The organism is Alcaligenes sp. NLF5-7 (assembly GCF_024266725.1).
GTDB lineage: Bacteria > Pseudomonadota > Gammaproteobacteria > Burkholderiales > Burkholderiaceae_B > Alcaligenes > Alcaligenes phenolicus.
On the sequence record NZ_CP100755.1, the window covers coordinates 1016034 to 1034130 of the forward strand.

The following is an 18097-nucleotide window of genomic DNA, read 5'->3' on the forward strand; positions in this document are numbered from 1 at the left end:
TGCCTGCTGATCTTGCAGGGGACGCCTCGAACGCACTGCCATGACGACCGTGCAGAATCCCCGACACATCGTGGTCCTGGGTGCTGGCTTTGCCGGCCTGTCGACGATCCGCGAACTGCGGCGTCGTGATCCCGCGGCGCAGATCACGCTGGTTGCACCGCGCCCGGAACTGCACTACCTTCCGGGCATCATCTGGATCCCGAGCGGCTTGCGCCGCCGCGAGGATCTGATCGTGCCGTTGGACGGCTTTCTGCAGCGCCAGCGCGTGCGCTTTGTCTCGGCCGAAGTCACCGGCCTCGCCGATGATGGCCGCACCGTGCAGACAAGCACCGGCGATGTCGTCAACGACGGCCTGGTTCTCGCCACCGGCGGGCGCTTCATCAAGAAGCTGCCCGGCATCGAGCATGCCATCACACCCTGCGAAGGCATCTCTGCGGCAGAACGCATCCGCGATCGACTGCGCGAAATGACCGGCGGCACGATCGCCGTCGGCTTCGCGGGAAATCCGAATGAACCCAGTGCGGTGCGCGGCGGCCCGATGTTCGAGTTCCTGTTCGGCATCGACGAGCAGCTCAAACGGGAAGGCCGGCGCCAGCACTTCGATCTCGTCTTCTTCAATCCGTCCTCCGAGCCCGGCAACCGTCTCGGCATGAAGACCGTGAAGCACCTGCTCCGGGAAATGGAACGGCGCGGCATCCGGACCCACCTGGGCCACAAGCTGGTGCGATTCGAGGCCAACCGGGTTGTGACGGAAGGCGGATCGTTCGCGGCAGACCTGATCCTTTTCATGCCCGGCATGACTGGTAACGCTTGGTTTGATGCAACGACGCTCCCCCGGTCCCCGGGCGGCCTGGTACAGGTCGACGCGCATTGCCGGGTGCCTGGCTTCGAGCGCGTGGTCGTGGTCGGCGACTCAGGCAGCTTCCCCGGCCCGGACTGGATGCCCAAGCAGGCCCATATGGCGGACCTGCAGGCCAAGGCCGCGGCGACCAACCTGATCGCCGACCTGGACGGCCGCCCATCGAGCGAGACCTTCCGCGTCGAGCTGATCTGCATCGTGGATGCGATCGATCATGGAACCCTGGTCTGGCGCACCCCGCAACGCAATGTGCTGCTGCCTTCGACCCGTTTTTTCCATTGGGCCAAGCGTGGCTTCGAGTGGAACTATCTCAGGCAGTACCGATGAGCCCCCAGTCCAGCCACTATGCACACCAACCGCTGGCGATGGCCAAGAGAGGTATCGCCCGCCGGCGGGTCCCGCTGCTCCTGCTCGCAGTGGCCATTGGAGGCGCCTCCATCCCGCTGCTGGCCGCGCCCTTGGCTCCAGGAAGTCTCTTGCCACCCCTGAGCGTTACGGACCAGCACGAGCGCCAAGTGAGCATCGAGGCGACCACTCGTTTTGTGGTTTTTGCGGCCGACAAGACGGCGAGCGACATCGTGAGCGATGCGTTGCGTCTGCACCCGTCCGTTTTTGCTGAGCGTCGACTCGTCTACATCGCGGACATCAGCGGCATGCCTGCGATGGTGACCCGCATGTTCGCGCTTCCCAAGTTGCGCGATTTTCCCTTCCAGGTCGGCTTAGTCCAGAACTCCGAGGTCACGGGTCATCTGCCCCGAAAGCCTAAGGAGGTCACGCTGATTTCGCTGGAGGACCAGCGTGTCCAAACCATCGAATACCTGCCTGATGCAGCATCGCTGCGTCGCAGCCTGGGTATCGCACCCCCTTGATGGGGTGCCCGTTCCCGTTTCATCCAACCAAGGAGCCTTCCCATGAAAAAGTCCATAGCACTCGCACTCGCGCTCGTCTGCACAGCAGCGGCCGCCCAGGCAGAAGAACTGTTCGTGTCAATCCACTCGGCCAGTCCCATGGCGCAGGGTGCCGGCTTGGTGCTGGCAGGCCAAGCGCTGGAACAGAAGGCAGCAGTGCGCGTGTTGCTGTGCGACGCAGCCGGCGACATCGCCTTGACCGGCCAGGAAGGCGCCAAGGCTCAACCAACTCTCAAGCCCCGCAACGTCACGCCGCAGCAGATGCTGCAAGGACTCATCAAAGGCGGCGCGAAGGTAGAAGTCTGCGCGCTTTATCTGCCCAACACCGGCAAGCAGCCGACCGACCTGTTGGCTGGCGTCACGGCAGCCAAACCGGCAGATGTGGCGGCCCATCTGCTCAAGCCCGGCGTGAAGACATTGGCGTTCTGACCTGCAGGCGGTTCACAACCAAGGGGACCGCCCAGGCCGTTGCGGCGTTTGCAGCCCCTGGTCGTATCGACCAGGGCGTCGGCATCGTCGAGGTCGCCAACTTTCAGGGCCCGTGGTCTGTCAGCAGCCAGCCTTTAACGTCCGCTGCTGCGGAGACTCCAGGGTCGCACGGCCTTTTATCACCGGGGCATCACAATCGCCTATATCCCTTTATGCACTGATCACGAAGTACACCGCAATCGTGAGCGCGACAAACGCGAGAATGAAGTTGAGCCAGATGCCCAGGGTGGTCCAGTAACCGGCGGGGATCTCCTGCTTGCCCAACCCGCGCAGGACTCGACGAAACTGTAGCGCAGAGACGACGGCCACGCCCGCGCCGAGCATCAACAACACGACCCCCAGCCACAACGAGAATCCCCGCTGGGCATCGGAGATCGGCTGGTTGCTGATCATGCGCAGAAACAGCCCGAAGCGCTCGACGACGAAGCCGAAGCCCATCAGCGCTATGGCGGTGCGTTGCCAGGCGAGCAAGGTTCGTTCGGCGGCGAACAACACACGAGGGTCATCAAGGTAGGACATGCCGCATGCTTCCGTTCAAGGCTTGCGCGCAACAAGTCCCACAAGCGCCGAGCGTCCTGCGTGGCGCGCCCCTTCGTGCAACTCGGCTTCGTACTCGACCAAGTCGACAATCTGCAACGAGGCGAATGCGCGGCGGAGCAGGTCTGCGGTGTAGAGGTGCGACAGCGCCCCTGGGCCACCCGTCTTGTACTCCAACTGCTTGGGCGTATAGCCCTGAAGGACCACCAGGCCTCCCGGTTTCAGCGCTCGCATGATATTGGCGAAGAGCCGTTCGCGCATCTCGGGATCAGCGAACTGGACGAACACCGCGACGACGACGTCGTAGGCATCCACGGCCCACGGCCACTCATCGCAGCCAGCGACATGGTAGGCCACAGACACCTCTGCTTCGTCAGCCAGCCTGCGGGCCTTGGCCACGCCCGCCTGTGCCACATCGAAAGCCTCGACCTGCAGGCCCTGGCGAGCGAGCCAGACACTGTTGCGCCCTTCGCCGTCGGCCACGCACAGGACGCGGCTGCCGGGCGCGAACAGCTCTGCCTGAGCGCGCAGGTATTCATTGGGTTCGCGACCAAACACATAGTCTTCGCCGGAAAATCGCTCGTTCCATGTTCTGGCGGCGGCGATGGATTCAGAGGTCACGGAATACTCCTGTCGAAGAAGGTGTGGGGCTCGGAAACACGCGACACACGGTTCCCAGGCAAGATTGCGCAAGGAGTCGGCAACGCGGCCCTGCCGTGGTCCTCCCAGGCGAGGCTTGGGGCATTGAGCGCGCTTTGCGCCATCTCTTCAATGCCGGACGGCATCGCCCAGCAGGCTTTCTCCCGTCTCACCGCGTTCGACGTCACTCCAGCAGATGGCGCCAAGTGCTCGCTGCGTGCAGCCAGGGAGCCGGCTTTGTGCAGGCGAGCGCTGGCGTTGACCAAACGCCCATTCGCCTGAGCATACCGGCGCACTCCCGCCGGCAATGCATCCTGGATGCGTTCAGGGCTGCTTGGACTTCAAAGGGCAGGTGCTGAAGCCCAGTAGCGGATACAGAGGGCAGAAGCTCACCAATCCGGTCAGCAAGGGCACAACCCCCAGCCAGCCCCACCACCCCACGGTTCCCGTGGCAGCCAAGGCAATCAAGACGATGCCGACCACGATGCGCAGGATCCTATCGATACCACCAACGTTGGATTTCATGTGCAATCTCCTTCTTCAACAAAAAACTAACTCTGCGTAGCCCTCGGCCTCGGGGCCGCGCGACGGCAGCGGCTGCGCCTACCGCAGCCCCCGGCACCGCAGCGACTTCGACCGGCGGTCAGGGACAAAACATGGCCTTGAGGGTCGCCATCAGCTTTTCGACATCGGGGTTGTCGATGCGGTAGCACAAAGTCTGGGATTCACGGCGGAACGTCACCAGTCCCTCCTCGCGCATCTTCGCCAAATGCTGCGACAGCGCTGACTGGCTCAGCGCCACGTGCTCCAACAGCGCACCTACGGTCAGCTCCCCGTGCTCGATCAGCAGACACAGCACCAACATCCGGTGCTCGTTGCCGATGGCGCGCAACATCGCCGCCGCCTTGGCCGCGCCTTCCTGGATGAATCGCTGGTCTTTCTTGCTCAGTGCCACGGGTGTCCTCGACTTCAAGTCCTCTAATTTAGTGGATTCTAATATATAATGAACTCAAGATGTGCTCTTTACAAGGAGTCAGCATGCAGCCTCAAGCCCATATCCAAGCCTTCTTCGACGAACCGACCAACACGGTGACCTATCTGGTGTCGGATCCGGCAACGCGGCAAGCTGCGGTGATCGACCCTGTTCTGGACTACGACCATCGCAGCGGCAAGGCCTCCACGGCATCCGCAGACCGCGTGCTGGAAGCCGCGCACAGTGGCGACCTGACCGTCGCCTACGTACTGGAAACCCATGCCCACGCCGACCATCTGAGCGCGGCCCCCTACATCCGGCAGCGTACTGGCGCCCAGGTCGCCATCGGTGAGCACATCCGCGACGTGCAGACCATCTTCCGCCCGGTCTTCAACCTCGACGATGTGTCGGGCGACGGCAGCGAGTTCGATCGCCTTCTCCAAGACGGAGAAACCCTCAGGATCGGCGAACTCACGGTGGAAGTCCTGCACACACCGGGCCATACCCCCGCTTGCGTTTCCTACCGCATCGGGGATGCGGTCTTCGTGGGTGACACGTTGTTCATGCCCGACTATGGCACGGCGCGCGCCGACTTCCCCGGAGGCAGCGCGCGGACCTTGTTTCGCTCCATACAGCGGTTGCTCGCTCTCCCGGCAGAGACACGGATATTCCTGTGCCACGACTACAAGGCGCCAGGGCGGGACAGCTATGCGTGGGAGACCACGGTCGCCGAGGAGAGAGCGCGCAACGTCCACGTGCGAGAAGGGATCGAAGAGGATGCGTTCGTCGCGATGCGCCAACAGCGCGACGCCACCCTGGCGGCACCCACACTGCTGCTGCCGTCGATCCAGGTCAACATCCGGGCTGGCCAACTCCCCCGCGCCGAATCCAACGGTGTGCACTACCTCAAGATCCCCATCCGGATGGCCGCATGAACTCCGCGATGGGCGACACAGCGCCAAGCAAGGTCCGCTGAGCCATGGCACCGTCGGACAGGACGCTCACAACCAGGTCTCGGCCGACGCCGGACTTGCGGCTCGATGCGGCCTGCCTGGTCCATGCGGTCAGCCCGCTGCTGTGGCTGCCGCAGGCGGCGTTGCTCGCGCTGGGCGTGTCACGCCTGCACAGTGGCGCGGGGCTGAACGGCGTCTTATGGCCCGCCGCGGGCATCGTGCTGGCAGGCATGCTGCGAGCTTGGCTGGAGGCCTGGAGCGCTGGGCGCATGTTCGATACGGCCCGCGAGCACCTCAGCCACTGGCGCGACCGCTCCATCGCGGCGATGGCGGCGCGTTCTCCGCTGGACCGCGCTCGCGTGCACGCCGGTGCCGCGGCGAGTGCACTGGCAGAACAGGCCGAAGCGATGCTGCCATGGCAGACGCGCTACCGCGGCGCCGCCTGGCGCGTGCGCATCATGCCGGTGCTGATTCTGCTGCCCGTTGCCTGGTACTCCTGGGCCGCCACAGCCGTGCTCGTGCTGGCGGCGCCGCTGATCCCCATGTTCATGGTGATCGTGGGCTGGCGGGCCAGAGCCGCCAGCGAGGCCCAGTGGCTGCAGATGGGCAGCATGAATGCATTCCTGCTCGATCGCCTGCGTGGCTTGCCGACGCTGCGCGCATTGGGCAGCGTCGATGCCACGGCGCGCCGCCTGCGAGCCAGCGCCGAGGATCTGCGCCAGCGCACCATGCACGTGCTGCGCATCGCATTCCTGTCTTCGGCGGTGCTGGAGTTGTTCGCGGCGCTGGGTGTCGCGATGGTGGCCGCCTACGTCGGGTTCCATCTGCTGGGTCACCTGGATTTCGGTGCCTGGGGTCGGCGTCTCAGCCTTGCGCAAGGCTTGTTCGTCCTGTTGCTGGCCCCCGCCTTTTTCGAGCCCTTGAGGGAATTGGCCTCGGTCTGGCATGACCGGGCTGCTGGCATGGCGGCAATGGATGCCCTGGACCGGCTCAACGCCGACGGGTTGCCGTTGCCGGGCGAGGCATCACCGGATCAGGCGACGCAGGGGGCTTCGGCCGTACTACGGCAAGAAGATGGCACGCCAGTTCGTCCGCCACGTGTCAAGGTCCAAGACCTTGCGTTCGCGTTTCCTGGCGAGACACCCGTTTTCCAGGACTTTGCGCTGGATGTTAAGCCCGGTGAGCATGTCGCCCTGGTGGGCGGCAGTGGAACCGGAAAGACCGTCCTGATGTCGCTGCTGGCCGGATTGCTGCCCCCTTCGGAGGGCCGCATCGAAATCGGCGGCATCGCGTTGACCGCCGAAACGGCGCGCAGGTTGCGCGACCGCATGGCCTGGATGGGGCAGCGACCGCACGTGTTTTCAGGGTCGGTCCAGCACAACGTCGCCCTCGGGCGAACGGGCGTGGGGAGCATGCAAGTGCACCGGGCAATCCAATGGGCGCAGCTCGACCAGGTGGCTCAGGCCCACCCCGGAACCTCACTCGGGGAAGGCGGCACGGGCCTGTCGGGAGGCGAAGCCGCGCGTCTGGCGCTTGCCCGCCTGGCCGCCGCACCGCGTGCCGATCTGCTGCTGGCGGACGAGCCGACCGCTCATCTGGACACCGAAACCGCCGAACAGGTCATCGAATCCCTCGTGGCCCTGGCCCAGGGGCGTACCCTGATCGTGGCCACCCACGATCCGGTGCTCGCCGCACGCATGGACCGCGTGGTGCACCTTACCGCCCCTGTCGATGCCGCGCAGCCCGTCCCGGGAGGATGGCATGGCGCGTAGAGCCGCCGCCGCACCGGCCCTGCTGCCCGCGCTGCGGGCCATGCTCGCCGGGTCTTCTCGTCGCATGGCCTTGGGCGCCGCGCTGGCGGCGCTGACCGTCCTCATGGGCATGGGCCTGCTGGGCCTGTCGGGCTGGTTCATCGCCGCCACAGCGATCGCCGGATTGCAAGTGGCCAGCGCCCTGGTGTTCGACGTCTTCGCACCATCGGCCGGCATCCGCCTGCTGGCGCTGGGGCGCACCGCTACGCGCTACGGCGAGCGGCTCATCACGCACGATGCCACGCTCGCCGCGCTGACACAGCTACGCGAGCGCCTGTTCCGGGGTTGGGCGGGCGCGGGGAACATCCGGGATCTCTTGCGCCGACCGGCCCGGGCGCTGTTCCGCCTGACCAGCGACCTCGACGCCCTGGAATCCCTCTATCTTCGCCTGCTGGTGCCGGCCAGCGCGGCGCTGGGTGCCGCAATCCTCGGCACCGTGGTGCTCGGCGCCATGGCCCCTTGGCTCGGCATCGCGCTGGGGGCGTGGATGCTGGCCGTCGGCGCCGCCGTGGCTGCTGGACTGTTCCTTCGCTCGCGTCTGCCCGCCGTGCGCCGCGCGCTGATCACCGAGCGCCTTCGCGCGCAGGCCGTCGACCTCGTGTCCGGCCAGACCGAACTGGTCATGGCCGGCCGCCTGGCGAGCCATCGCGACGCACTGCAGCGCACAGACCGTCGTCTGGCGCGTGCAGACCGGCATCTGCACCGCCTGGACGTGGCGGCTGGCGCGATCTATGGCGTGGCCGGCAGTCTCACCTTGGCCCTCGTGCTCCTCGGCGTTGGCGTGCTGGTCGACCAAGGCCGGCTCGGAACCGCTGGCGCAACGCTGGCCCTCTTGATCGCGCTGAGCGCGATGGAGCCGTTCGCCGCGCTCAGGCGAGGCGCGCTGGAGGCCGGGCGCACGTGGCTGGCGGCGCGACGGCTGTCACCGTATTGCGGCATGTCCCAACAGGCTCAACAAGCATCCCTGCCTGCCGAGGCTCCCGAGCCGGGCTATGCGATCAGTCTGAGGCAGGTGTCTGCGCGCTACCCCGACAGCCCCGTGGACGCGCTGCAGTCGTTTTCTTTGACATTGGCACCCGGAGAGCGGGTCGCCGTGGTCGGACCGAGCGGTGCGGGCAAGTCGACGCTGATGGCCTTGGCCGCTGGCGAGCTGGCACCGCGGCAGGGAACCATCCGGACACTGCCCTATGCGTGGCTGAGCCAGCGCACCGATCTGTTCCAGGACAGCCTGCGCGACAACCTGCTGCTGGCCGACGCCGATGCCGACGACGACGCCCTCTGGCGCGCGCTCGGGTCGGCAGGGCTCGCCTCCGAGGTACGAGCCCTGCACGCCGGGCTGGACACCCGGCTCGGAGAAGGTGGGCTGGGGCTGTCAGGCGGACAAGCACGCCGCCTGGCGCTCGCGCGATTGCTGCTTCAACCCCACCCTTTGTGGCTGCTCGATGAGCCCACCGAAGGGCTGGATGCCATCACGGCCGCCGACGTGCTGGCGCGGCTCCATGCGCTGGGCACGGGGCGGGCGTGGCTGATGGCCACGCACCTGCGGCGCGAGGCCGCGCTCGCCGACCGCCTGCTGGTACTGCGCGGCGGCCGGATCGACGCCGAATTTCCGCGTGGCAGCGCCGGCTTCGAAACGACGTTGGCCGCCTTGCGCCCCGACTGATCTTTCAAGCACACATGATTTCACATCGATAGAGGAAACCGCCATGGACTTTGACATCGTCAGCCTGTCGCGATTGCAGTTCGCGATCACGGCGCTCTACCACTTTCTTTTCGTACCGCTGACGCTGGGCCTGTCCATAGTGATCGCCATCATGGAAACGGTCTACGTGATGACGGGCCGGACCATCTGGCGCGACATGACCAAGTTTTGGGGCGTGCTGTTCGGCATCAACTTCGCCATGGGCGTGGCCACCGGCATCGTGATGGAGTTCCAGTTCGGCATGAACTGGAGCTACTACAGCCACTACGTGGGCGACATCTTCGGAGCGCCGCTCGCCTTGGAGGGGCTGATGGCCTTCTTCCTGGAAGCGACCTTCGTCGGTCTGTTCTTCTTCGGCTGGGACCGCCTTTCCAAAGTCGGGCATCTGGTGGTCACCTGGTGTGTGGCGCTGGGATCGAACTTCTCGGCGCTGTGGATACTGATCGCCAACGGCTGGATGCAGAACCCGGTCGGCGCCCAGTTCAATCCGCAGACCATGCGCATGGAGATGACGGACTTCTTCGCCGTGCTGACCAACCCGGTGGCGCAGGCCAAGTTCGTGCACACCGTCTCGGCCGGCTATGTGACAGCCGCCATCTTCGTGCTCGGGATTTCGGCCTGGTACGTTCTCAAGGGGCGCCACCTGCAGCTTGCCAAGCGTTCCATGACGGTCGCGGCATCGTTCGGCCTCGCCTCCGCGCTGTCGGTTGTGGTGCTGGGCGACGAGAGCGGCTACCTGTCCACCGAGCACCAGAAGATGAAGCTGGCCGCCATCGAAGCGATGTGGAAGACCGAGCCCGCGCCGGCCGCGTTCACCGCCTTCGGCTTTCCCGATCAGGCGGCGCGCGAGACACACTATGCGGTGCACATCCCCTGGGCCATGGGACTGATCGGCACACGTTCGCTGACCACCGAGATTCCCGGCATCGACGAGCTGGTCGCGCGTGCCGAGACGCACATCCGGGATGGCATCGTGGCATACGACGCCCTGCAGCAGATCCGCGCCGTGAAGGGTGGCGCGGACGTCCCCCCGCAGGTGCAGGCCGCTTTCGAGGAGCATGGGCATACGCTGGGCTACGCGCTGCTGCTCAAACGCTACGTGGACGACCCCCGCCAGGCCACGCCGCAACAGATATCCCAGGCTGCATGGGACACCGTTCCACGGGTGGCGCCGCTGTTCTGGGCGTTCCGGCTGATGGTCGGCCTGGGCTTCTTCTTCATCCTGCTGACCGCCGTGTTCTTCTGGTTGTCGGCGCGGCGCAAACTGGATGCGCACCGATGGCTGCTCAAGGTCGCCGTGTGGTCCATCCCCTTGCCCTGGATCGCCGCTGAACTCGGCTGGATCGTGGCCGAAGTGGGGCGTCAGCCCTGGGTCATCGAAGGCGTTCTGCCGACGGCCGTGGCCGTCTCGAACTTGGGCGCATCGACCGTGCTGCTGACGATCGCTGGCTTCGTCGCGATCTACACCGTCCTGCTCGTCATCGAGATGAAGCTGATGCTCAAGGCGATCCGCAAAGGCCCCGATGACCATGCGCTGGCCCGCGTCGAAGGTCGGCCCGCCGCTTCGGCCGACCTGGCGCCTGCGCAGTAACACCCCAAGGAGAAACGAACATGATTCTGCACGAACTGATCTCCTACGATGTCCTGCGCCTGATCTGGTGGGCGTTGCTGGGGGTGCTGCTGATCGGCTTTGCCCTCACCGATGGTTTCGATCTGGGCACCGGAACGCTGCTGCCTTTCGTGGCGCGCAGCGACGTCGAGCGCCGTGTCGTCATCAACACCATCGGCCCGGTCTGGGAAGGCAACCAGGTCTGGCTGATCCTCGGCGGGGGGGCCATCTTCGCGGCCTGGCCGCAGCTCTACGCGGTGTCGTTCTCGGGCTTCTACCTGGCGATGTTCGCGATCCTCGTCGCGCTGATCCTGCGGCCGGTGGCCTTCAAGTTCCGCAGCAAGCGCGAGGAACCTGCATGGCGCAGCCGATGGGACTGGGCCTTGTTCGTAGGCGGCTTCGTGCCCGCACTGATCTTCGGCGTGGCGATGGGCAACGTGCTGCAGGGCGTGCCGTTTCGCATCGAGGACGACATGCAGATCTTCTACGACGGCTCGTTCTTCGGGCTGCTCAACCCTTATGCCTTGCTCGCCGGCCTGGTTTCGGTCGCGATGCTGGTTATGCACGGCGCCGCCTGGCTGCAGCTCAAGACGTCGGGCACCGTGGCCGAACGCGCGCGCCGTTTCGGGATCGTGGCGGCGCTTCTCACAACGGTGCTGTATGCCGTGGCGGGCGTGCTGCTGGCCTACTTCGTGACGGGGTATGCCATCACCGGCAGCATCGACACGTCTGGCGCTTCGAACCCTCTGCTCAAGAACGCCGTGCCGCAGGGCGGCGCGTGGTTCGCCAACTACGCCACCCATCCCGCACTGTGGGTGGTGCCGGCGCTGGGTCTGGCCGGGCCGGTGATCGCGGCGCTCTGTCTGGCCATGCGCCGGCCGCTGGCTGCGCTGCTCGCCGGCGGCGTCGGCATCGCGGGCATCGTCGCCAGCGTGGGCGTGTCCATGTTCCCCTTCATCCTGCCCTCGTCGGTCAACCCGTCGGCGAGCCTGACTGTGTGGGACTCGTCGTCGAGTCACCTGACGCTATTCATCATGCTCGTTTCAACGGTCATCTTCATGCCCATCATCCTGGCGTACACCAGTTGGGTGTTCTCGGTCCTGCGCGGCAAGGTCGACCCCGAGGCCATCCAGGACGGCAAGGGCCATGCGTACTGACGCACGCACACCATCATTCATAGGACATTGACCATGTGGTATTTCGCCTGGATTCTCGGCTTGCCCCTGGCAGCCGCCTTCGCCGTTCTCAATGCAATGTGGTTCGAGTTGATGGAGGACGAAGCGGTCCGGCGCGACCGCCTCGATCCCAAGGAGCCCTGAATCAGACTGCGCGCCCCATCACGACGCGAGCCCATGACAAGTTCCATCATGGCGACATCGACAGGTGCAGCCAACACCGCCGATGCCCAACGCAATGTGTGGTTGTTGGTAGCTGCCCAATCGCTGGGCGGCGCCGCGCCACCCATCATCATTTCGCTGGGCGGCATCGTCGGGCAGATGCTTGCCAGCGATCCCATGCTGGCAACGCTGCCCGTCAGCCTCTATCAACTGGGGCTGGCGCTGTCCACCATTCCCGCAGCGATGCTCATGCGCCGCCTGGGCCGCCGCGTGGCCTATGTACTGGGCGCGCTGCTGGGCAGCATCTCCGGGCTGATCGCCACCTTCGGGGTCGTCCAAGGCGACTTCGCCACCTTCTGCGTGGGCACCGCCATGGCTGGCTTCTACGGCGCCTGCGTGCAGAGCTACCGCTTCGCCGCTACCGATGCGGTCGAACCGTCGAAGCGGGCTAAGGCCATCTCGCGCATCATGGTGGGTGGCCTGGTTGCCGCCGTCATCGGCCCGCAGGTCGTCATCTGGACGCGCGATGCGTGGCCGACGGCGCCGTTCGCCGGCAGCTTCCTCGGGCAGGCCGGACTAGCCCTGCTGGCCTTGCCGCTCCTGTGGATGCTGCGCGCAGCGCCACCTCAGTCGGCAGTGGTCGAAGGCACCGCACGGCCGCTTGGCACCATTGCCCGCAGCCCTGGCTTTGTCGTGGCGGTCACTGCGGGCATCGTCTCGTATGGCCTGATGGCCTTCATCATGACCGCTGCCCCGATGGCCATGGTCGGATGCGGCCACACGGTCGGCGAAGCCGCACTGGGCATCCAGTGGCACGTGCTGGCCATGTTTGCCCCGAGCTTCTTCACCGGCCACTTGATCGCCCGCTTCGGCAAGATCGCCATCACGGCGCTGGGTCTGGTGTTGATCGCCGCCTCTGGCCTGCTGGCATTGGCCGGGCTGGAGCTGTTGCACTTCTGGGGCTCGCTGATCCTGCTAGGCGTAGGCTGGAACTTCGGCTTCATCGGCGCCACGGCCATGGTGACCGACACCTACACGCCCGCAGAGCGAGCAAAGGTGCAGGCGCTCAATGACTTCCTGGTGTTCGGCACCGTGGCAGTGGCGTCGTTCGGCTCGGGGCGCCTGCTGAACACTTCGGGATGGGAAACCATCAACACCCTGATGCTGCCGCTCATCGCCGTTGTACTGGTGATGCTGGGCTGGCTGACGTTGCACCGCCGTCGCGCCACAGCCTCGGCGACCGTCACACAATAAGGCGGCTGTGCAAAGGCAACCACTGGCATGGGGGAGATGTTGTCCTCAACCAAACCGCCTGGACTCTGATCGTCCATGACCCGCGCCTCGCACCCCACGCAGCATGCCCAGCGCGTGTTGCTGCATAACGAAGTCCATGCACGCCCGCCCGAAGCCCTGGTGGCGCCGCTGGCGATCACGCACATCGTGATGTTGACCGACGCGATGGGCCGTGATGCGAGCCGCGCACACTTGGCCACGTTTCTGCGCGACCATCACCAAGCTCCGCCAGATGCGGACACCACCCACTTGCGCGTAGACCTAGGGGCGTTCCGCATCCGTTGGGAATTGCACACAGAGTTCGTCTCTTGGACCTTCACGGTCATACCGGCTGGCGATGCCTTGTCCAAGGATGGGCGCGCCCCAATGACGGCGTTGGATGCCGTTCCGCGTGACTGGCTCGCCGCGCTGCCCGGCGAATGCCTGTGTGCCTTGCATCTGTGGGTGGCTGGCAAGCGGGATGGGAATGCCGATCCAGCGCTATGCAGTTGGTTGCGCGAGGAATCGCTCGTCGCTTCCGTCGTCGCGAATGACCAAGGTGAGGTCTATACCGACTTTGCCATCCATGCCGATGGCTTCTCGCGCATGCTGCTCGTGGCCGAGGCACTTTCGCCCCAGCGCCTGGGTCGGATCGTCCAGCAGTTGCTGGAAATCGAAACGTACCGTATGGCTGCTCTGCTTGGCCTGCCCGCTGCGCGTGATGCCAGTGCAACCCTGGTCAGTGCCGAGCTTGAACTGGCGGAGTTGGCCCAAGCCATCCGTGTCTCCAACCGCGATGCCGAGCCTGTGCTGCTTGACCGCCTGACGCGGCTGGCGGGCCAGGTCGAGGGCCAGTACGCCGCCACCCATTCGCGCTTCTCGGCCAGCAGCGCGTACTTCGAACTGGTGGACCGGCGGATACAGGACATCGGCGAATCCCGGCTCGGTGGCCTACAGACGATAGGTGAGTTCATGGAGCGGCGGCTGAGCCCTGCGCGCAGCACCTGCGCCTGGGCTGCACGGCGGCAGAACGCACTGTCCGAGCGTGTTTCACGCATGAGCAACCTGCTGCGCACGCGTGTAGAAATTGAGCAGCAGCAGAACAACCAGGCCCTGCTGGCCGCGATGAACCGTCGAGGGGACTTGCAGCTCAGGCTCCAATCCACGGTGGAGGGATTGTCGGTAGCGGCCATCACCTACTACATCGTCGGTCTCGTGAGCTACCTGGCGAAGGGAGCGCAGAAGCTCGGTTGGGGCTTCTCCCCCGAGAGCACGGCTGCGGTGGCGATTCCACTGGTGGCCGCAAGCGTATGGTGGTCATTGCGGCGCTTGCACCACCGGATGTTCGACGAAGTGCGTTGAATGCCCCCCAAATGCGCCTTTGACGCATGCCAACCGTGGCCGCGGCCCTTGCTGCCTCAAGCCAGGCTGTGAGGTGCCAATTCGGCGATGGCTTGATAGTGGGTGAGGTAGACCCGTCCACTGAGGTGCTTCAGAAACGGTGTACCGGAGAGCTTGTCCATCACTGGACCCTTCACCTCCGAAAGGTGAAGCTGGATGCCGGCCTCGTTCAGCCGCGCCTCGATTGCTTCCAGACTTTCGAGCGCGCTGGCGTCGATGTCGTTGATGGCCGAGCATTGAAGCACCACGTGTTGGAGTTCGGGGCAATCCGCAACAGCCTCATTGATGCGGTCCTCCAGATAGCGTGCGTTGGCAAAGTACAAGCTTTCGTCGACGCGCAGCCCCAGCACCTGCGGGCTCGTGAGCACGGAATGGCGAAGCACGTTGCGAAAGTGCTCCGTCCCGGGCACAAGCCCGACGACAGCCACGTGCGGCCGGCTGCTGCGGTACAGATGCAGCATCAGCGCTAGGCCTACCCCGGCGATCAGGCCAGTCTCCACGCCCGCCAGCAGGGTCGTGACCAGCGTGGCCCCCACCACGGTGAAGTCGAAGCGTGAGTATTGCCAGGTGCGCTTGAGCATGCCCAGATCGACCAGCGAGAGCACCGCCACCACGATCGTGGCTGCCAGGGTGGCCTGTGGCAGGTGGTGCAGCAGCGGCGTGAGCAGCAAGGTCGCAACGGCAATGCCGATGGCGGTGTAGATCCCGGCCGCCGGCGTCTGCGCGCCGGCGTCGAAATTGACCACGGAACGCGAAAAGCCACCCGTTACCGGCAAACCACCCGTGAAGGCCGCTGCCACATTGCTCGCTCCCAGCGCGACCAGTTCCTGATCCGGTTCGACACGTTGGCGCCGTTTGGCCGCGAGCGTCTGCCCCACCGAGATGGATTCAACGAAGCCGACCACGCTGAGCAACAGCGCTGGCACGGCCAGTTCCGTCCACAGGGCCGGGTTCCACGTGGGAGGCGTGAACGGGGGAAGTCCCTGTGGCACCACCCCTACCACACGCACGCCTTGCGCGGCCAAGTCCCAGGCCCAGACTGCGGCTGTGGTCGCCGCGATTGCTGCCACGGGTCCCGCCTTGGCGAGGGCATCTGCCCAGCGCTGCCCGATGCCGATGCGGCGCAGCCATGGCTTGAGCCCGCTGCGCGACCACCACAGGAACAAGAGCGCCGACAGCCCCAGCGCCACGGTAGGGCCATTGGTCTGGGGCAGACCTCGCCATAGCGCGGGAAGCAGTTCCGGCAGGGTATCGCCCGATGCCGCAATCCCCAGCACGTGCTTGGCCTGGCTCAAGGCGATCAGCACGCCGGACGCCGAGATGAAGCCGGATATGACCGGGTGACTGAGGTAGTTCGCCAACCAGCCAAGCCGCAGCACGCCCATGAGGGTCAGCATCAGGCCAGACAGCAAAGCCAGCACAAGCGCGGCGACCCAATAGTCGGCGGAGCCCGCCGCCGCAACCTGTCCGATGGCTGCGGCGGTCATCAACGACGTCACCGCTGCAGGCCCGACAGCCAGCGTGCGGCTGCTGCCGAACACCGCATAGGCAAGCAGGGGAAGCATGCTTGCATAGAGGCCTGCCTGCGGTGGCAGGCCAGCCAGCATGGCGTAGGCCAGGCTCTGGGGAATCAGCATCAGCGTGACGATGCCAGCCGCAAGCATGTCCGCGGACCATTGGCCTCGGTCGTAGGTTTTCCCCCAGGACAAGACCGGCAGCCACCGCATGGCTGCAGAGGGCCGTCGGGATGTGGAAGTGCCCTTCATCGGTGGGCCTCGAAAGCCAACGAGAACGGCACGCGGGAGGGTCCATCAGAAACCATCACATTCACGGGGATACCTCTGTAATGTTTTATGAATTTACATATTATAATTTCTTCATTCGTTCCACAGAGAGAACCAAGATGCCATCGTTCAACAAGAGCGATCTGAAAGCGCCCGAGCAACTGCGTGAGCACGCTGGCGAAGCGTGCGCCTTGCTCAAGGTTCTTGCCAACGAAGACCGCTTGATGCTGCTGTGCCAGATCGCATCCGCTCGCCACAACGTGGGCGAGCTGGAAGCCATCACCTGCATTCGCCAGCCCACCTTGTCGCAGCAGTTGGCCGTGCTGCGTCAGGAGGGGCTGGTCGAAACCGAGAAGGAGGGGAAGTACGTCTACTACCGGCTGGCCAACGACAACGTCGTGCGCGTCATGCGCATCCTCTGGGACATCTACTGCGCCCCGAAGTGAACGGGGTACGAGACCATGAAACACCACAAAAACCATATCGAACGAGACAACGCGCTTGTCCAACCACTCAATCGACGCCGGGCTTTGCTGACGCTCGGAGCGGCCGGCGCCGCAGGCATCGCGCTCACGCCGGGCATCGCCAGCGCGGCGAACAAGGTCAAGACCACGGCTCGCATCGTCATCGCAGGCGCTGGGGCCGCGGGCCTGGCAGCAGCATCGCGTCTCTCAGAAGCACTGGACGGCGCAAAGATCACGCTGATCGACGCGCGCAAGGAGCACTTCTACCAACCGGGTTTCACGCTGGTGGGCTCAGGCATCAAGCCGGCGGGCTACGTTGTCTCCACCACCGCTGAGTACGTGCCCGCGGGCGTCGAGCTGGTGCAGGAACGCGTAGCCGAGTTCGATCCGGAGGGAAAGAAGGTCGTCACGGAAAGCGGCAAGGTCCATGCCTACGACTTTCTCATCGTCGCCACCGGCATGAAGCTGGAGTACGGCCTGATCGAAGGCATGGACGAAAAACTGATCGGCAAGGATGGCATCGGCAGCATCTATCACAGCCCAGCAGGGGCCCAGGCCACCTGGCAAGCCATGTCGGCATTCGCGGACAAGGGCGGGCGGGGCGTCTTCTTGCGTCCCGGCACCGAGATGAAGTGCGCGGGCGCGCCGCTGAAGTACACCTTCATCACGGACGACTACCTGAGCCGGCGCGGCCAGCGCAGCAAGGCAGAGGTCGTCTACAACTCGAACAACAAGGCGCTGTTCAGCGTACCCATCGTCTCGGAGAAGGTGCGCATGCTGTTCCAGGAGCGCGGCATCCAGGTGAACTACGAGCGAGTTCTCAAGGCCATCGATCCGGGCAAGCGCATCGCCACCTTCAACACGCCGACGGGAACCGAAGAACAGGGTTTCGACTTCATCCACGTCATTCCCCCCATGCGTGCGCCCGAGCCCATCCGCAACAGCCCGCTGCCCTGGCAAACCGGCGCGTGGGCCGCCGAAGGCTGGCTGGAGGTCGACAAGGGCACGCTGCGTCATGTGCGCTACCGTAACGTTTTCGGCGTCGGTGACATCGCCGGGGTGCCCAAGGGCAAGACCGCAGCGAGCGTGAAATGGCAGGTCCCCGTCGCGGTCGACCATATCGTTGCCGAGATCGCGGGCAAGACCTCGGACGCGCTCTACACAGGCTACACCTCGTGCCCACTGATCACGCGATTGGGCCGCGCCATGCTGGTGGAGTTCGACTACCAGAACAACCTGGTGTCATCCTTCCCCGGCGTGATCGCGCCGCTGGAGGAACTGTGGATCAGTTGGGTCATGGAGACCATGGCGCTCAAGCCCACCTACATCAGCATGCTGCGCGGCCGCGCCTAAGGAGAC

At 65.2% G+C, this 18097-nt stretch carries 18 protein-coding genes; 13 read left to right on the forward strand and 5 right to left on the reverse strand.

The genetic code is table 11. From position 1 onward, the window contains the following. Window positions 1-40 precede the first annotated feature (40 nt). From MID00_RS04770 to MID00_RS04780, 3 genes are read left to right on the forward strand one after another with little or no spacing between them, the layout of a single operon-like run. Window positions 41-1186: an NAD(P)/FAD-dependent oxidoreductase gene (locus MID00_RS04770; protein WP_009521519.1), complete on the forward strand. Its 1146-nt coding sequence runs from the start codon at window positions 41-43 to the stop codon at window positions 1184-1186. After that, the gene (locus tag MID00_RS04775) at window positions 1183-1728 is read left to right on the forward strand and encodes a hypothetical protein (protein WP_009521520.1); all 546 of its coding nucleotides are present in this window, start codon (window positions 1183-1185) and stop codon (window positions 1726-1728) included. Before MID00_RS04770 ends, MID00_RS04775 begins: the two co-directional genes overlap by 4 nt. A 42-nt stretch (window positions 1729-1770) precedes the next feature. Then, window positions 1771-2196 carry a hypothetical protein gene (locus MID00_RS04780; protein ID WP_009521521.1) on the forward strand — a complete coding sequence of 142 codons (426 nt, stop codon included), beginning with the start codon at window positions 1771-1773 and terminating at the stop codon, window positions 2194-2196. Window positions 2197-2406: 210 nt separating this feature from the next. Here MID00_RS04780 and MID00_RS04785 read toward each other — a convergent pair whose 3' ends face one another. The 4 genes from MID00_RS04785 to MID00_RS04800 all read right to left on the reverse strand — a co-directional run bounded on the left by MID00_RS04785 (window position 2407) and on the right by MID00_RS04800 (window position 4387). Further along, complete coding sequence (locus MID00_RS04785) at window positions 2407-2775, reverse strand: YidH family protein (protein ID WP_009521522.1); 369 nt, start codon at window positions 2773-2775, stop codon at window positions 2407-2409. A 15-nt stretch (window positions 2776-2790) separates the two neighbouring features. After that, a complete protein-coding gene (locus MID00_RS04790) occupies window positions 2791-3414 on the reverse strand; it encodes a class I SAM-dependent methyltransferase (protein WP_254499783.1) in 624 nt (207 codons plus the stop codon). A 342-nt stretch (window positions 3415-3756) separates the two neighbouring features. Continuing rightward, window positions 3757-3957 carry a DUF2892 domain-containing protein gene (locus tag MID00_RS04795; protein WP_009521524.1) on the reverse strand — a complete coding sequence of 67 codons (201 nt, stop codon included), beginning with the start codon at window positions 3955-3957 and terminating at the stop codon, window positions 3757-3759. A gap of 118 nt (window positions 3958-4075) precedes the next feature. Next, complete coding sequence (locus tag MID00_RS04800) at window positions 4076-4387, reverse strand: helix-turn-helix transcriptional regulator (protein WP_009521525.1); 312 nt, start codon at window positions 4385-4387, stop codon at window positions 4076-4078. Window positions 4388-4470: 83 nt separating this feature from the next. Between MID00_RS04800 and MID00_RS04805 the strand changes: the two genes are divergently transcribed. From MID00_RS04805 to MID00_RS04840, 8 genes are all read left to right on the forward strand, one after another. After that, window positions 4471-5340: an MBL fold metallo-hydrolase gene (locus MID00_RS04805; protein ID WP_254499784.1), complete on the forward strand. Its 870-nt coding sequence runs from the start codon at window positions 4471-4473 to the stop codon at window positions 5338-5340. Between the two features lie 44 nt (window positions 5341-5384). Next, the gene (cydD, locus tag MID00_RS04810) at window positions 5385-7130 is read left to right on the forward strand and encodes a thiol reductant ABC exporter subunit CydD (RefSeq protein ID WP_254499785.1); all 1746 of its coding nucleotides are present in this window, start codon (window positions 5385-5387) and stop codon (window positions 7128-7130) included. Window positions 7131-7170: 40 nt separating this feature from the next. Beyond that, entirely contained in the window at window positions 7171-8832 is a 1662-nt protein-coding gene (cydC, locus tag MID00_RS04815; protein ID WP_138750433.1) for a thiol reductant ABC exporter subunit CydC, read from the forward strand. 43 nt (window positions 8833-8875) lie between these two features. Next, entirely contained in the window at window positions 8876-10462 is a 1587-nt protein-coding gene (locus MID00_RS04820) for a cytochrome ubiquinol oxidase subunit I (protein ID WP_009521529.1), read from the forward strand. A gap of 20 nt (window positions 10463-10482) precedes the next feature. Next, window positions 10483-11637, forward strand: coding sequence for a cytochrome d ubiquinol oxidase subunit II (gene cydB, locus MID00_RS04825; protein WP_009521530.1), 1155 nt, complete (start codon window positions 10483-10485; stop codon window positions 11635-11637). Window positions 11638-11670: 33 nt separating this feature from the next. After that, the gene (gene cydX / locus MID00_RS04830) at window positions 11671-11799 is read left to right on the forward strand and encodes a cytochrome bd-I oxidase subunit CydX (protein ID WP_009521531.1); all 129 of its coding nucleotides are present in this window, start codon (window positions 11671-11673) and stop codon (window positions 11797-11799) included. Window positions 11800-11832: 33 nt separating this feature from the next. Further along, the gene (locus MID00_RS04835; protein WP_254499786.1) at window positions 11833-13071 is read left to right on the forward strand and encodes an MFS transporter; all 1239 of its coding nucleotides are present in this window, start codon (window positions 11833-11835) and stop codon (window positions 13069-13071) included. Window positions 13072-13146: 75 nt separating this feature from the next. Then, window positions 13147-14451 carry a DUF3422 family protein gene (locus MID00_RS04840; RefSeq protein ID WP_254499787.1) on the forward strand — a complete coding sequence of 435 codons (1305 nt, stop codon included), beginning with the start codon at window positions 13147-13149 and terminating at the stop codon, window positions 14449-14451. A gap of 56 nt (window positions 14452-14507) precedes the next feature. Here the strand turns inward: MID00_RS04840 and MID00_RS04845 are convergent, their stop codons facing one another. Next, window positions 14508-16154, reverse strand: a complete 1647-nt coding sequence (locus tag MID00_RS04845; RefSeq protein ID WP_254499788.1) for a SulP family inorganic anion transporter — start codon at window positions 16152-16154, stop codon at window positions 14508-14510. 239 nt (window positions 16155-16393) lie between these two features. Between MID00_RS04845 and MID00_RS04850 the strand changes: the two genes are divergently transcribed. Together MID00_RS04850 and MID00_RS04855 are read left to right on the forward strand one after the other, a co-directional pair. Beyond that, window positions 16394-16720 (forward strand): metalloregulator ArsR/SmtB family transcription factor, encoded by a 327-nt coding sequence (locus tag MID00_RS04850; protein WP_254499789.1) that lies wholly within the window; start codon window positions 16394-16396, stop codon window positions 16718-16720. A 15-nt stretch (window positions 16721-16735) separates the two neighbouring features. After that, on the forward strand, window positions 16736-18091 hold the full coding sequence (locus MID00_RS04855; protein WP_254499790.1) for an FAD/NAD(P)-binding oxidoreductase: 1356 nt from the start codon (window positions 16736-16738) through the stop codon (window positions 18089-18091). Window positions 18092-18097: the final 6 nt, after the last annotated feature.